Annotated in this window: 12 protein-coding genes; 3 read left to right on the top strand and 9 right to left on the bottom strand. The window is 75.1% G+C overall.

Annotated elements, in window-relative coordinates; genetic code table 11:
- Positions 1–156: 156 nt before the first annotated feature.
- From ACFWP2_RS15165 to ACFWP2_RS15135, 7 genes are all read right to left on the bottom strand, one after another.
- Entirely contained in the window at positions 157–330 is a 174-nt protein-coding gene (locus ACFWP2_RS15165; RefSeq protein WP_380451075.1) for a thiazolylpeptide-type bacteriocin, read from the bottom strand.
- A gap of 305 nt (positions 331–635) precedes the next feature.
- Positions 636–3,167: a class IV lanthionine synthetase LanL gene (gene lanL, locus ACFWP2_RS15160; protein ID WP_380451073.1), complete on the bottom strand. Its 2,532-nt coding sequence runs from the start codon at positions 3,165–3,167 to the stop codon at positions 636–638.
- A 55-nt stretch (positions 3,168–3,222) separates the two neighbouring features.
- Complete coding sequence (locus ACFWP2_RS15155) at positions 3,223–3,390, bottom strand: SflA family class IV lanthipeptide (RefSeq protein ID WP_355269065.1); 168 nt, start codon at positions 3,388–3,390, stop codon at positions 3,223–3,225.
- Positions 3,391–3,671: 281 nt separating this feature from the next.
- On the bottom strand, positions 3,672–4,583 hold the full coding sequence (locus ACFWP2_RS15150; protein WP_380451070.1) for a phytoene/squalene synthase family protein: 912 nt from the start codon (positions 4,581–4,583) through the stop codon (positions 3,672–3,674).
- Between the two features lie 91 nt (positions 4,584–4,674).
- Entirely contained in the window at positions 4,675–5,199 is a 525-nt protein-coding gene (locus ACFWP2_RS15145) for a hypothetical protein (RefSeq protein ID WP_380451068.1), read from the bottom strand.
- Positions 5,200–5,363: 164 nt separating this feature from the next.
- A complete protein-coding gene (locus ACFWP2_RS15140) occupies positions 5,364–6,617 on the bottom strand; it encodes a styrene monooxygenase/indole monooxygenase family protein (protein ID WP_380451066.1) in 1,254 nt (417 codons plus the stop codon).
- A gap of 171 nt (positions 6,618–6,788) precedes the next feature.
- Positions 6,789–7,439: a pyridoxamine 5'-phosphate oxidase family protein gene (locus ACFWP2_RS15135; protein WP_380451064.1), complete on the bottom strand. Its 651-nt coding sequence runs from the start codon at positions 7,437–7,439 to the stop codon at positions 6,789–6,791.
- A 269-nt stretch (positions 7,440–7,708) separates the two neighbouring features.
- Between ACFWP2_RS15135 and ACFWP2_RS15130 the strand changes: the two genes are divergently transcribed.
- Positions 7,709–9,229, top strand: a complete 1,521-nt coding sequence (locus tag ACFWP2_RS15130) for an FAD-binding oxidoreductase (protein ID WP_380451062.1) — start codon at positions 7,709–7,711, stop codon at positions 9,227–9,229.
- 165 nt (positions 9,230–9,394) lie between these two features.
- Positions 9,395–10,759 (top strand): FAD-dependent oxidoreductase, encoded by a 1,365-nt coding sequence (locus tag ACFWP2_RS15125; RefSeq protein ID WP_380451059.1) that lies wholly within the window; start codon positions 9,395–9,397, stop codon positions 10,757–10,759.
- Between the two features lie 54 nt (positions 10,760–10,813).
- On the opposite strand, the gene ACFWP2_RS15120 is transcribed toward ACFWP2_RS15125, so the two are convergent.
- Positions 10,814–11,431: a TetR-like C-terminal domain-containing protein gene (locus ACFWP2_RS15120; RefSeq protein ID WP_380451057.1), complete on the bottom strand. Its 618-nt coding sequence runs from the start codon at positions 11,429–11,431 to the stop codon at positions 10,814–10,816.
- A gap of 322 nt (positions 11,432–11,753) precedes the next feature.
- Between ACFWP2_RS15120 and ACFWP2_RS15115 the strand changes: the two genes are divergently transcribed.
- Positions 11,754–11,966, top strand: coding sequence for a hypothetical protein (locus tag ACFWP2_RS15115; RefSeq protein WP_380451055.1), 213 nt, complete (start codon positions 11,754–11,756; stop codon positions 11,964–11,966).
- A 157-nt stretch (positions 11,967–12,123) separates the two neighbouring features.
- Here the strand turns inward: ACFWP2_RS15115 and ACFWP2_RS15110 are convergent, their stop codons facing one another.
- Positions 12,124–14,181, bottom strand: a complete 2,058-nt coding sequence (locus ACFWP2_RS15110; protein ID WP_380451053.1) for a histidine kinase — start codon at positions 14,179–14,181, stop codon at positions 12,124–12,126.

The raw sequence follows: 14,181 nt of genomic DNA, 5'->3' as shown, positions 1-14,181 counted from the left end.
GTCCGGTTCGGGCCGCGGCGCCGCCGGTCGGACCGGGCCCGCACGACAGGGCCGGCGACGCGGGACGGACCCGGCGCGTCCGGGCGGACGCGCCGGGTCCGTCCTGGCACCGTGGCCGGGCCTCGCGGGGCCCGGCCGGCGGCTTCGGACTGTTCCTTACATGTCCTGCGGCTGCGCGCAGGAGGACGAGGCCTGGCAGGAACAGGAGCCCCAGGAGGCGCCGTTCTCGGGCAGCGCGACGGTGTCGCGCAGCGAGGTGACGGTCAGCTCGCTGAGGTCGAGGTCCTGAAGGTCGAGGCTCTCGATGTGGGACGCGGTGATGTCGGACATGGCGTTCTCCCTCACGTGGGCAGGCGTGCCGGTCGAACCGGAAGGACGCGCCTGCGGTCGGATGTTGCGGGATGTGCCGGGTCCCCCGTGGGCGCGCCGACCGCGGGTCGCTCGGACCCGGGCTTCGCGCCGCCCGACGGCGACTCTAGGCGGCGGGCGGCGGCGGCCGGTAGGGTCATCGCCACCTTGGCCGGTAGCCCTCGCCAGGTCGGCTCAATACCGTTTCCCCGCAAATGGAACACCGGCTCTTCACTCGACCGCGCCCCCGGGCCGTGCTGGGGTGCGGCCGGCGTGCGACGGCGGGTTCAGCGCAACGGCAGCAGGCCCGGCACGGGGCCGCCGCGGCGGGCGAGGCGGCGCAGGAAGGTGGTGACGCCGGGGGTGCCGACCGCCCAGGCCCGGGCCTCCTCGTCCGGTCGGCGGCCGGGCAGCAGCGGCCGGTTCGGCCTGCCGCCCGCCCGGGTGAGGATCAGGGCCGCCAGGTCCTCGGCGGCCGCCCAGTGCCGGGCCTCGCCGGTGGTCACCGCGAGGTCGACGAGCAGGTCCCCGACGCCCGCGAGTCCGCAGCAGCGGAAGACCTGGGCGGTCCTCGGGGCGAGCGTCCGGCAGACGTCGCCCGCCTCGGCGGCCAGGGCGATCAGCGCGTCGTCGCCGTACTGCCGGCCGGCCTGGACCAGCAGGGTGCCGAGCCCGGCGAGACCGCGGCACCAGGAGAGGTAGCGCCGGGTCGCCCCCGGCGCACGGGCGGCGGCCATGATGCCGGGGAGATCGGCCGCGAGTCCGTCCACGATCTCCCGGGCGGCGCGCCGGGAGGCCTCGTCGGGCATGGCGAGCAGGAAGTGGGCGACGCCCGCGCGACCGTGCGCGAAGCCCTCCGCGAGGGCCGCGGTGCCGGGGTTGGGTTCCTCTCCGACGTCGTCCAGCGGCCGGCCGGCCAGGTCGGCGGCGCAGTCGGCCGCCGCCGCGCGGTGCGATGCGGCCGCCGGGCCGAGGGCGGCGAGCAGCAGGTGCCCGGTGCCGATGCCGGCCGTGCCGGCGATCTGGTCCACGCCCGTCCCCTCGTACCGGCGGGGCCGCGGGGGCTCGGTGCCCAGCGCGGCGGCCGCCTCGGCGAGGAACAGGTCGACGCCCGTACGGCCCTGGTACAGCGAGCCGTCCAGCTGGCCGAGGGCGGGGTGGGCGGCCGTCCAGCGGGCCAGTTCGGCGGCGGCGGCCCGGGCGTCCGGTCGGTCCGGGTGCTGGAGCAGTTCGAGGCCGAGGCCGGCCGCGCCGTCGTACAGCGAGAGCAGGGTCCGGGGCTGCCCGGCGCCCGGGCCGGCGGCGACCAGCTCGCGGGCCATCCGGACGCAGGTGGTGACGGTGTGGTCGAGTGCCTCGGCCGGCCGGCCGCCGCCCCGACCGGTGGGGGCGGCCCGTCGGACGGGCACCGCGCCCTCCCGCAGCCCGGCCGCCGTGGCGGCTCGCCGCGCCGGGTCGAAGCTCAGCAGGCCCTCGACCAGTTCGGCCGCCGGGTGCCCGGGCTCCGGGAGGGCGGCGCGCAGGCAGTCCAGGGTGCGGTCGCGGTTGGTCCCCGGGTCCGGGTCGATCACCACCGGGTCGAGGCCGGTGAGGGCGTGGTGCAGGGTGGCGCCGAGCGCGTAGTGGTCCTCGGTGGGGTCCTCACCGGTGGCGCCGGGCAGGCCGTACCCGGCGGTGGCGCCCGGCGGGCGCTCGCCCGCGAGGGCGCTCACGCCGAAGTCGACCAGCGCGGGCCGGCCGTCCGGGTCGAGCACCACGTTGGCGGGCTTGAGGTCGCAGACCACCACGCCGCGGGCGTGCACGGCGTCCAGCACCTCCAGCAGCCGGCGGGCCAGCGTCCACCAGTCGCGTCCGCCCGTGGTGCCGGCGTCGGCGTCGTAGGGCCCGGCGGTGAGCACCTCGCGGCGCAGGTCGATCCGGCCGCGGGCGGCGCTGACCAGGTACTCGTCGGTGCCGTGCCGGAAGTAGTCGACCAGCGCGGGCACGCCGGGGATCCCGGCCAGCGCGTCGAGCACCCGCCGCTCGTGCCGCAGTCGGCCGCGCGCGTCGACGCCCGCGCCGTCCTCGGCGACGAAGGCCCGGGCCTGCTTGACCACCACCTCGCGCCCGGTGGCGAGTTCGACCGCGCGGTAGACGTGGCCGCTCGGTGCGCGGGTGATGCCGGCGGTGATCCGGTAGCGGCCGTCGCCGACCCGGGTGGTCGCCGGGCGGGCGGGCGCGCCGGCCGCGTGGAAGGGGTCGCTCGCCCAGGGCGGCCGGCGGTAGCGGGCCTCGGCCAGCCCGGGGAAGAGCGAGCCGTCCGGGCCCGCCATGCCGGCCTGCGCCTCGTCGTCGGTGACGCGGAACGGGCCGTAGCGGTAGTGCACCGGGGCGTCCGGCCGCACGGGGCGGTCGCTCACCACCGCGGGGCCCTCCCGGCCGGCCAGTGCCTGCGCCAACTCCAGCCCCAGCGCACGGACTTCCTCCGGCCGGGGGTAGACGGTGACGGCCTTTCCCACGGCGGCGGCGCCGTGCCGGCCGCTGTTCAGCTCCCACAGTGCCGCCGTGCTCACCGCGAACTTCACGTCGCAGACGCGGCCGAGCAGGATCGGCAGCGCCGTGTCGAGCAGGGCCGCGAAGCCCTCCGGGCGGGCGGACAGGTGGAGCTTCCAGCCGTGGGCCAGCTCCGGCATCCGGGGGTCCCGGAGGTACCACCACTGGCCGTCGGTGCGCAGCGGGCGGTGCGGCCCGGGCGTGCGGGCGGCCAGTTCCTCGGCCCGGCACCGGAGTTCCTCTTGTCCCAGGACCGCGGCGGAGCCGGGGTCGGGCGGTGTGCTCATCGTTCCGTCCTCTCCCGGTCCACCGTGGTCCGCCGTGCTTCGGGATCCGGACGGATCAGGAGTTGAACTCGCAGGGGAAGCGGGTCGGGACGTAGGTCACCCACGGGTCGGCGAGGCACGCGACCGGGGTGAGGTCGGCGTCGAGCTCGTCCTCGAAGACGATCGCGTCCTCGTCGATCTCCAGCAGGCCGGCATCACGGATGTCGGTCATCAGGGCACTCATGATGGTCCTCCCAATGATTGGGGTCTTTGGGTCCTGCGTGCTGAGCGGGCTCATGCTAGCCAGACCACCTGGCCCGGGACATAGCGCTGACAGACCCGCCGAATCGACTACGACAAAGAGAGGTTCCGTTTGTGGACGCCGCCCCCGTCCGCCCTCACCGGTGCCACACACTCCGGATCGACGCGCGTCCGGGGCCGGCCCTGTTCGCGGGCCGGCGGTATTCGCGCGCCGGCGGTCGGTCGGCGGCGGTCGGTCGGTCGGCGGCGCGGGCCGACGACGGGTCAGCCGCGCAGCCGACGGGCCCGGAGGTACTCGCGGGCCAGCAGACGCAGCGCGGCCGGCTTGGCCGGGCTCGCCGAGCGGTGCAGCAGCGCACCGAGGTCGGCGCGGGCGGCGGCGCTGGTGAGCTCCTCCACGCCGACGATGCCGCGCACCATCGGCCGGTGGGCGGGCGGCACCCGGTCGATGACGGCCCTGCCCTCGGCGAGGGTGCGGTCGGCCCGGTCGAGCAGGTCCGCGAGCAGGGCCCGGACGGCGGGCAGGTCGCGGGCCTGCTCCAGGTCGGCGCGGGTGACGCCGTACTCCTTCAGGGTCTGCTCGGGGATGGCGAGCCGGCCGTCGGCGAGGTCCTCGGCGAGGTCGTTGACGAAGTCGAGCCGCTGGCTGCCGTCGATGAAGGTGCGGCAGGCGGCGCGGTAGTCGCTCTGGTCGCCGTCCGGGCCGATCAGGCCGGCGACCACCATGAAGCCGGGCAGCGAGTACCCGTCGACGTAGGCCTGGTAGTCCTCCTCGGTGGCGAAGCCGGTGAAGTCCAGGTCGGCCCCGGTCGCGGCGAGGAAGTCCAGCACTCGCTCCCGCAGGACGGGGTGGGCGTCGACGCTGTGCAGCAGGGGGCGCAGCTCGGGGTCGTCGGTGCGGCCGGCGGCGAGGCTGTCGGTGACCTGCCGCTGCCAGTGGGCGGACGCCGCCCGGCGTTCGGCGAGCGGACCGCTGTCGAGCAGGGTGTCGGTGCGGTGCATGAAGGCGGCGGCGGCGATCACGTGCGGGACCATGCGCGCGGGCAGCAGCAGCTCGGTGGCGAGCGCGGCCTCCCCTCGGTACCGGGTCATCTGCTGCCGCTGCCTGCCGTAGTCGGCCCGCAGCCCGGCATCCCGCACCCCGGCCGCGTCCAGCGCCCGCTCCCACCTGCCCACTCGGTCCGTCCCATCGTTCGTTCGACGGGGCCGAGCGTAGCCGGTGGGAGCGGGAGGACCTATTCGGGGCCCGGGCCTCCCGCGGCACCGGTCAGCGCGGGCGGATCGAGGAGAAACCGCAGGCCGGGGTGCAGAGGGTGACGATGCCGCTGTAGCGGTGGGTGGTCCGGCCCCGGGTGACGCTGTGCGTGGTGTGCTTCTCCCGCAGGTTGAGCTCCCGGCAGCGCGGGCAGGCGGCGCCGACCGGCTTGCCCCACGGGCGGTTCGGACTGAGCTTGGCGACGGAGACGACCAGCAGGACGGCGGCCACGCCCGCGCCGCCGAAGCCGACCACCCGCCACATCCCGTTCGAGGACTCCCGACGGTCGATCATCTCGTCGTAGGAGTAGGTGCCCCCGCCGCCGCGGCTGGACCAGATCCGGCACTCGCTGTGCCGGGTCATGGTCTGGCCGTCGCAGGTCGGCGGGGTGTCCGGGTCCGACTTGCCGACGACCAGGGCCAGGAAGAAACCGAGCGCGATCAGCAGGCCGAAGAAGACCGCGGCGACGGTCCGGCTGCGGCCGGTGTGCAGCCGTTTGCGCTCGTTGTAGGCCGTATCGATCACAGCCTGGGCCATGTTTCCCCCGTCGACCGCCACTGCTCTTCTCCCTTGGTCCGCGTGCCCGCCCGGCCCGGGTGCCGGGCCGGACGCCGCCCCCTCTCGTCCGGGGGCGAGAAGAACCCACCATGAACGGATCATGCCTGTACGGAACTTGGGGAGTTCTTGACCGTTCGGTTGCCCTATCGGTCGTCCGATCGTGTTTCCCCCGTGACCGATGCCAGGTAGGCGGCGGCCCGGGCCGGGTCGAAGTACCACTCCTCCAGGTCCGCCGGGTCGTCGAAGGCGTTGGCGAAGCGGTCGGCGACGGCCGGCACCTGGCCTCCCGCGCCGAACAGCTGGAGGGCGTGCGGGGGCGGCGGGGCGAGCATCGCGTTGGTCCAGGTGGTGACCGGGCCCGCCGTCCGCCAGAAGCGGTCGAAGGCGGACTGCAGGAAATCACGGTCGAACGGCTTGTCGCCGTGGGCGGTGATCGCCTCCAGGTAGACGTCGGCGCACTTGGCGGCGCTGTTCGAACCCTGGCCGGTGATCGGGTCGTTGAGGACGACCACGTCCGCGACGCCGAGCACCAGGCCGCCGCCGGGCAGTTCGCCGATCGGGTGGCGGACCACCGGGGTGAAACGCCCGGCCAACGTGGCGCCCGCGTCGGTGAGTTCGACACCGGAGCGGGTGCGGTCGTACTCCCAGGGCGTGAAGGTCCTCATCAACTCCAGTGTCACCCGCAGGTGTTCGGACGGATCGCGGATCCCGTCGAAGGCGTCCGCGGGGCCTCCGGGCTGGGCTTCCCAGAGCAGGATGTCGCAGGGCCCGGCCTCCGTCAGCGCCGGCACCGCGAAGAACTCGCCGACGCCCGGCACCACGTTGCAGCGCACCGCCGGGAAGTCGTGCTCGGGGCGCGGCCCGAGCCCGTGCACGTAGGCGGCCGCCAGCGCGCGCTGCGGCCGCTCGTACGGGGAGCGCAGCACGTCGCGCTCGAACAGCGAGGCCGGCGAGCCCTTCCCGGAGGCGACCAGCACCAGGTCGTACGAGCCGGCCAGGTTCTGCAGGTCGGCGGCCGTCACCCGGCGCAGCTCGACCCGGCCGCCGCGCTCGGCGAACAGCTCCAGCCAGGTGGACATCTTCAGCCGCTGGTCGACGGACTGCGCGTAGGCCTCCAACCGCCCGACCCAGTCGATCACCCGCTCCGCCCCCGGCATGGCGACCGACATCCCGATGCCCTCGATCCGGGGTGCCCGGTCGGCCCACAGGTCCAGGCCGAGGGCGCGTTCCGTACGCAGTGCGGAGTCGAACATGCACTGGCTGGACGTCACCCGCCCGCCGCGCACCTCCTCCGGACCGCGGTCGGTCAGCACCGTCACGTCGTAGCCGTGGGCCTGCAGCCCCAGGGCCAGTTGGAGTCCGGCCTGCCCGGCGCCGACGATCAGAATTCTGCGCATCGCCCCTGCTCTCCTGCTGGTACGTCCCGGACGGCGGTCGGCACGCGGCGGCCGCCACCGGTCTGCTTACCAGTCATCGCCGCGCCCGTCCACGGGCCGTGCGGCTCCCCGCCGACCCTGCGGGAGCTCCCGGGCGCGGCGGGAACTCCCGGGCGCGGCGGGGCGGGGGCCTCACCCCGTGACCAGCTGGCGGCCGGTGATCTCCTCCGGGCGGATCCGGACCCAGCGCGGCCGGTCCCCGCCCGCCCAGGCAGCCGCGCCGGGCAGGCCGGCCAGGCGCTCGAGCTCGACGGGGTCGGCCACGTAGTGGGCCGGGCCGAGGGCGAGCACGCTCCAGCCCCGCCCGAGGTACTCGTCGATGTGGTCGACCTGGAAGGCGACCGCGGCGCCCTCCTCGGGGACGGCGGAGCCCTGCTCGCCGGTGCGGTAGACGAAGGAGCCCTGGTCCACCACGTAGTTGACCGGCAGCACCACCGGCCCCGGCTCGACCGGCAGGGCGATCCGGCCGATGCCGTGGCTGCCGACCAGCTTCCAGCACTCCTGCTCGGTGAGGTCGAGCAGCCGGGGGCGCGGGCCGGGGCCGCCCTGGCCGGGCGGGGCGTCGGCCCGGCCGGACTGCAGCTCCTCGGGGGTGCTGTCGAGGGCGGCGGCGATCCGGACGAAGCCACCGGGGTCGAAGGAGGGCCCGGCGTCCAGCAGACACCGCAGGTAGCGGGGAGCCATCGAGGCCTGGTGGGCCAGCGCCTCCTCACTGAGGCCCAGCCGTTCGCGCCGCTCGGCGATCCGACGGGCCACGGCGGCAGGGTCGGGGGTGTCGTTCACGGTGGTGACTCCTCGGCTTGCCGGGGGCCGTCTGGCCGCGTCCGGGCGTTGACCAGGGCGGACCCATCCAAGCGCCCGGCCTGCGGCAAGTCGAGCAACGGCAGGGCTCGTGCGTGTCGGTACGACCGGCCGGAGCCACCGGCCCGCGCCCCCACCCGCCGCTGCGCCGGAAGGATCAGCCCCGCAGGCCCGCCCGGCGCCGCCGCGTGAGGATCGGCTGGACAGCACCCCGTGCGCCGGTCGCCGGTCGCCCGGGAGAAGGGCGCGCCATGTACCTGAACCGACGACGTTTCCTCGCGACCCTCGGCGCCGCCGCCACCGCGGTGGCCGCCGGCGCCGCCCCCGCCCGGGCGCTCACGGCCTTCCCGGCCCGTGACCGCGGCTGGTCGGCCGCGCCGCCCGACTGGCAGGCGCTGCGCGCCCGCCTGGGCACCCGGCTGGTGCTCCCGGCCGACCCCGGCTACGACACCGCCCGGCTCGGCTTCAACACGCTGAACGACGGCCAACTGCCCGCCGCCGTGGCGCGGTGCGCGTCCGCCGACGACGTACGGGCCTGCCTGGACGTGGCACGCGGGCACGGCATCCCGATCGCGGCCCGCTGCGGCGGCCACAGCTACCTGGGGTACAGCATCCCCGACCGGGGGCTGGTGATCGACCTGCGGCTGATGGCCGACGTCCGGGTGCTCCCCGACGGCACCGCCGAGGTCGGCGCCGGGGCCCGCCTGATCGAGGTGTACGCGGCGCTCGCCGGGGCGGGCCGACTGCTCCCGGCCGGCAGCTGCCCGACCGTCGGGGTCAGCGGCCTGACCCTGGGCGGCGGCCTCGGCGTGCTGACCCGCAAGTACGGCCTGACCTGCGACCGGCTGGCCGCGGCCGAGGTGGTGACCGCCGACTCGCGCCTGCTCACCGCCTCGCCCGCCGCGGAGCCCGACCTGTACTGGGCGCTGCGCGGCGGCGGCGGGGGCAACTTCGGCGTCGTCACCCGGTTCGACTTCGCCACCGCCCCCGCGCCCGGCCTGACCGTCTTCGTGCTCGCCTTCCCGGCCGGCTCGGTGCCGGAGGTGCTCGGGGCCTGGCAGCCGTGGGTGGCCGGGGCACCGTACGAGCTCTGGGCCAGCTGCCAGATCCACGGCGGCACGCCGCCCAGCTGCCGGATCGTCGGCTGCTACGTGGGCGACCCGGGCGCGGCCAACCCGCTGCTCGACCGTCTGGTGACGGCGGCCGGCACCGCCCCCAGCTCGCGCAGCGTCTCCGCCAAGGACTACCTCGGCGCGATGAAGTTCATGGCGGGCTGCTCGACCATGACCGTCCCCGAGTGCCACCCCACCTGGGAGGGCGGCAAGCTGAGCCGGACCGGCTTCGTCGCGGTCTCCCGGATGCTGGGGCCGACGCCGCTCGATCCGGCGCGGGTCACGGCGCTGATGGCCGGCCGCACCGGCGTCGACCTGCTGCTGGACTCGCTGGGCGGCGCGGTCGGCGAGCTCGCGCCCGGCGCCACCGCCTTCCCGCACCGCGACTCGCTCGCCAGCGCCCAGGTCTACGGCACCGCCACGTCCCTCAGCGAGGACCCGGTCCGGACCACCGTGAACACGATCCGCGACGGCCTGGCCGACCTCGGCGCGCGCGGCGCGTACGTCAACTACATCGACGGCACGCTGCCCGACTGGGGCCGCGCCTACTACGGCGCGAACCTGCCCCGGCTGAGGGACGTGGCCCGCCGCTACGATCCGGACGGGGCCTTCGCCTTCCCCCAGTCCGTCACGGCCGCCCCGGCCCGCTGGGCTCGCTAGGAGCTGCCCTCAGGCCGTTCCGGCGCTCCCAGGTCCCGGGCCGAGCCATAGGCCGGACCTATGGCCCCATAGATCACCACCACCTACTTCCCAGGTCATCCGTAGGGTTTGCTACAAAGGTTCAGACCACCTTTGTGCCCGCGCCCGACCGGAGGACCACTCGTCATGCCCCGCCCGATCCGAGTCGCGATCGTCGGAGCCGGCCCCGCCGGCATCTACGCCGCGGACGCCCTGCTGAAGTCCGACGCCGCCCAGGACCCCGGTGTCTCGATCGACCTGTTCGAGCGGATGCCCGCCCCGTTCGGTCTGATCCGCTACGGGGTCGCGCCCGACCACCCGCGCATCAAGGGCATCGTCACGGCCCTGCACCAGGTGCTCGACAAGCCCCAGGTCCGGCTGTTCGGCAACGTCGACTACCCGAACGACCTCGCCCTGGACGACCTGCACCGCTTCTACGACGCCGTGGTGTTCTCCACCGGCGCGATGGCCGACCGCGCCCTGGACATACCCGGCATCCAGCTCGACGGCTCCTACGGCGCGGCCGACTTCGTCTCCTGGTACGACGGCCACCCGGACGTGCCCCGCACCTGGCCGCTGGAGGCCGAGAAGGTCGCCGTCCTCGGCGTCGGCAACGTCGCCCTGGACGTCGCCCGGGTCCTCGCCAAGACCGCCGACGAGCTGCTGCCCACCGAGATCCCGCCGAACGTCCACGAGGGCCTGCGGCGCAACCGGGCCGTCGAGGTGCACGTCTTCGGCCGCCGCGGCCCGGCCCAGGCCAAGTTCAGCCCGATGGAGCTGCGCGAGCTGGACCACTCCCCCACCATCGAGGTGATCGTCGCCCCCGAGGACATCGAGTACGACGAGGGCTCGATCGCCGAGCGCCGCGCGGTCAAGCACGTGGACCTGGTCGCCTCCACGCTGGAGAACTGGGCGATCCGCGACGTCGGCGACCGCCCGCACCGGGTGTACCTGCACTTCTTCGAGTCCCCGGTGGAGGTGCTCGGCGAGGACGGCCGGGTGGTCGGCCTGCGCACCGAGCGCACCGAGCTGGACGGCACCGGCAACGTCCGCGGCACCGGCAGCTTCACCGACTGGGACGTGCAGTCGGTCTACCGCGCGGTCGGCTACTACTCCGACGAGCTGCCCAAGCTGCCCTTCGACCCGGTCTCGGGCACCGTTCCGCACCGGGCCGGACGGGTCCTGGACGGCGACGGCTCGCACCGCACCGCCACGTACGTCACCGGCTGGATCAAGCGCGGCCCGGTCGGCCTGATCGGCCACACCAAGGGCGACGCCAACGAGACCGTCGCCTGCCTGCTGGACGACCACGCCGCCGACCGCCTGCCCGGCGCCGTCGAGCCGGACCCGGCGGCCGTCGAGGAGCACCTGCGCGCGCAGGGCGTCCGCTTCACCACCTGGGAGGGGTGGCAGCTGCTGGACGCCCACGAGCGCGCGCTCGGCGAGGCCGAGCAGCGCGAGCGGGTCAAGGTCGTCGAGCGCGAGGAGATGCTCCGCCACAGCGGGGCCTGAGCGGATCGGCTGCCGGTCGTCCCGCCGTGCCCCGCGGGCTCGGGGACGGCCCCGTCAGGGACGGACGATCGGCAGCAGCAGCTCGTCCACGATCTCCGCAGGATCGAGCCGCACCGCGTCCCCGCCGCACATCTTGATCCGGTACAGCATCAGCGCCGGCACCAGGTCGGTGACCAGCGGGGTGACCGCCCCGGGCCGGACCTCGCCGCGAGCGGTGCCGCGGTCCAGCACCTCGGCGATCAGCTCGGTCGTCGGCTGGACGACCCGTTCCAGCACGATCTCCACGAAGGCGTGCGCCCGCTGGTGGTCGAGCTCGCTCATGATGGCCCGCACGGCGGCGCCCAGCTCGCTGACCATCGCGGCGCGCAGCCTGGTGACCACCTCCAGCAGGTCCCCGCGCAGGCTGCCGGTGTCGGGGGCCGGGCCGGAGGGCGGCAGGCTGGCCCGCAGCGCGTCCTTGACCAGCTCCTCCTTGGAGGACCAGCGGCGGTAGAGCGCGGCCTTGCCGGTCTGCGCGGCGGCGGCCACCCCCTCCATGGTCAGCCGGGCGTAGCCGTCGGTGGTGAGCTGCTGGAGGACCGCCTCGTAGATGGCGCTCTCCAGCGCCTCGCCGCGCCGCCGCAGCGGGGCACCCGTCACCGGTCCGTGCCCGGCATCCGTCTCAGCGGTCATGGTTGCGCACCTTCTTCAGTTGCCTTTCCTCGATCCCGATGGTGAAGCACTTCCCCTGCCACGACGTCGAGCATCAGTCGACGTCACCGGGGCTACTGACGATGTTAGTGAACGAACCCGTTCCCGCCACCACCCCGGTCCGCCCCGGTCCGCCCCGGTCCGCCCCGGTCCACCCCTGTTCGCTCCGGTGCTCCACTCGCGGCGGGTCGAGCACAACGGGACAGGGACGGGACCGTGGCCTCATGCGGCTGGGGCTCGACCGGCGGTGGCATGAAGGAGCAGGTCGAAGTGGACCCGCCTGCGGAACCCCGTGGAGGACCCCATGACCGACAGAACGGCCGGCGCCACGCTGGTGGCCGCCGGTGTCGCCGCGACCTTCGCCGTGGTGAGCGTCGCGGCCGCCGCCCGGGCGTGCAAGTGCCCGGTCCCGGGCGGCGAAGGCGCCCCGGCGGCGAAGCGGAACCGACGCCGCGGCTCCGGCTCCGACGCCTCCCAGAAAACTGCCCGACGCTGTACACCCCCGAACTGCCGCTGACCCCGCTGTCCCCCCTCTCCTGCCGTCATCACCGATTCGCCCCCGGCCACCGCGCCGGGGGCCCTTCCCGCGTAGTCGCTCCTTCGTACGACGGGGCCCTTCCCTCACCGACGGCCCTCTCCGCCACGCGGCCGCACCGGATCGGGAACCCCGGCCCTCAGCCGGTCGCCGGTCGACGCGGAAGCACCGCGTGCACCCGGGTACCGCGCCGCAGGGCGTCCACGACGCAGCTTCCGCCGATCTCCGCGGCCCGCTCGGACATCGACTGCAGTCCCACCCCCGGGTGCACGGGGAGGCCGTGGTTCGGGCCCTGCCCGTCGTCCTCGACGTCGAGCACCAACTGCCCGGCGTCCGCCCGGACGGACACCGTGGCGCTGTGCGCCCGCGCGTGGCGCACCACGTTGTTGAGCGCCTCCGCGGTGATCCGGTAGACCGCGACCTCGACGGCGGCGGGCAGCGCCGGCAGCGGGTCGGGCTCCAGCCGGGTGGCGACGGCGAGGTCCGGGCCGCTGAAGGTCTCGGCCAGCCGGCTCAACGCCAGGGAGAGGCCGTAGTCGCCCAGCGCGGTGGGTCCGAGCCGGTCGGTGATCCGCCGGACCTCCCGGACCGCCGAGGCCAGGTCGTCCGCGACCCGGTCCAGCACGCCGGAGAAGAGCGCCGGGTCGTCGACCGCCGCGGCGGCCTGGAGGCGCAGCCGCAGTCCGGCCAGCATCGGGCCGAGGCCGTCGTGGATGTCCCGGCGCAGCTGGCGGCGCTCCTCCTCGCGCGCCGCGACGATCTGCTCGCGGCTGGCCCGCAGGTCCTCCGTGAGCTGGAGCGAGGCGACGGCGGGCGCGGCTTGGTCGGCGAGCGAGCGCAGGATGTCGCGGTCGCTGGCGTCCAGCACCCGCTGACCCTGGCGCGGGGCGACGCTGAGCCGTCCGATCTGCTCCCCGCGGTGCACCAGCGGGAAGCCCTCGCCGCTGCCGGGGAGCTCCCCCACGGCGGCCAGCGAGCGTTCGCCGCCCCGCGTGGAGACGGTCAACTCGACGCCAGGCAAAAGCAGTTCATCGCTGACGGTACGGCACAGCACGGCCGGCACCTCCTGCGGGTCGACGGTCTGGCTGACCTTCCCGGCGAGGCTGCGCAACACCTGGTACGGCTGCGCGCGCGAGCCGTAGTACCAGCGGTCGACGACGCCGGAGGCCCAGTGCACGCCCCGGGGCAGGCCGATCGCGAGCAGGAAGACGGCGGCGACCACCACCAGCGCCCCGAGGCCCCGACCGGGCATCAGCATGGTGGAGAGCAGACAGGCCACCACCACGAAGACCACGGCCAGCCCGGCGGCCACCACCAGGCCGACCAGCACCCGCCGGGCGGACCGGTCGAGGTGCCAGGCCCCGTCCCGGACCACGACGACGGCCAGGGTGACCGTCCACAGCGCCGAGGTGACCGCGAACGCGATGTAGGAGAGCGTGCCCTGGTCGAAGTAGTAGCCGAGTTCTGCTCCGCCCCACAGCAGGTACACGCCGAGGGCGACCAGCACGTTCTGGCGGCGGCGCCGGGAGACCCCTTGGATGCGGGCGAGCGGGACGAGCACCACCAGGACGGTCAGCACGATGTACACGGCGAGCTGGGTGTCGAGCATCCGGCCGTTGAAGTGCTCCAGCCAGTGGGCGAGGCCGCCGCCCGCGAACGGGTTGGGCCGGCCGAAAGCGGTGGGTTCGGCCACGTAGTCACTGGCCGGGGGCAGTCGCCAGACGGCCACGGCGCCGATCGCCCACCACCAGCGTCTGCTCGGCAGCCTCCCGTACGGCAGCCACAGCGGCAGCGCGTGCCACAGGGTGCCGTTCACGGTGTCGCACAGCGAGGACAGCACGACCACCGCCCCGACCAGGTGCGGATCGCCCCCCTCCCCCCAGATCGGGGCCTCGGCGGCGACCGGGATGATCGTCGCCGCCCCGTACACCAGCAGCACCCAGCCGAGCTGGTTCCCGGGCCGGTGAGCGTGCAGCAGCACCCCACCCGCGACGGCGGCGAGGCCGTAGCCGAGCACCGCCAGGCTGTGGGTGGGCACCGAGACGCCGGGCGCACCGAGGTGGATCAGGACGTACCCGACCCAGAGTGCGGCGGCCGCCAGGCAGACGAGCGCGACCAGCCCGGCCGCGGCCAGTTGCCGCTCGGCCGGGCCGGATCGTGGCCGCCACCAGGCTCTCCGAATGCTGTCGGCAACCAT

The organism is Kitasatospora sp. NPDC058444 (assembly GCF_042721415.1).
In the GTDB taxonomy this organism is placed as follows: domain Bacteria; phylum Actinomycetota; class Actinomycetes; order Streptomycetales; family Streptomycetaceae; genus Kitasatospora.
This window is presented reverse-complemented; position numbering and strand designations above follow the sequence as displayed.

What these genes read in the sequence shown, in the direction of transcription:
- ACFWP2_RS15165 (WP_380451075.1), bottom strand. Translation starts at nt 330, where the DNA reads ATGTCCGACATCACCGCGTCCCACATCGAGAGCCTCGACCTTCAGGAC.
- lanL (WP_380451073.1), bottom strand. Translation starts at nt 3,167, where the DNA reads ATGAGCACACCGCCCGACCCCGGCTCCGCCGCGGTCCTGGGACAAGAG.
- ACFWP2_RS15155 (WP_355269065.1), bottom strand. Translation starts at nt 3,390, where the DNA reads ATGAGTGCCCTGATGACCGACATCCGTGATGCCGGCCTGCTGGAGATC.
- ACFWP2_RS15145 (WP_380451068.1), bottom strand. Translation starts at nt 5,199, where the DNA reads ATGGCCCAGGCTGTGATCGATACGGCCTACAACGAGCGCAAACGGCTG.
- ACFWP2_RS15140 (WP_380451066.1), bottom strand. Translation starts at nt 6,617, where the DNA reads ATGCGCAGAATTCTGATCGTCGGCGCCGGGCAGGCCGGACTCCAACTG.
- ACFWP2_RS15130 (WP_380451062.1), top strand. Translation starts at nt 7,709, where the DNA reads ATGTACCTGAACCGACGACGTTTCCTCGCGACCCTCGGCGCCGCCGCC.
- ACFWP2_RS15125 (WP_380451059.1), top strand. Translation starts at nt 9,395, where the DNA reads ATGCCCCGCCCGATCCGAGTCGCGATCGTCGGAGCCGGCCCCGCCGGC.
- ACFWP2_RS15120 (WP_380451057.1), bottom strand. Translation starts at nt 11,431, where the DNA reads ATGACCGCTGAGACGGATGCCGGGCACGGACCGGTGACGGGTGCCCCG.
- ACFWP2_RS15115 (WP_380451055.1), top strand. Translation starts at nt 11,754, where the DNA reads ATGACCGACAGAACGGCCGGCGCCACGCTGGTGGCCGCCGGTGTCGCC.
- ACFWP2_RS15110 (WP_380451053.1), bottom strand. Translation starts at nt 14,181, where the DNA reads ATGGTTGCCGACAGCATTCGGAGAGCCTGGTGGCGGCCACGATCCGGC.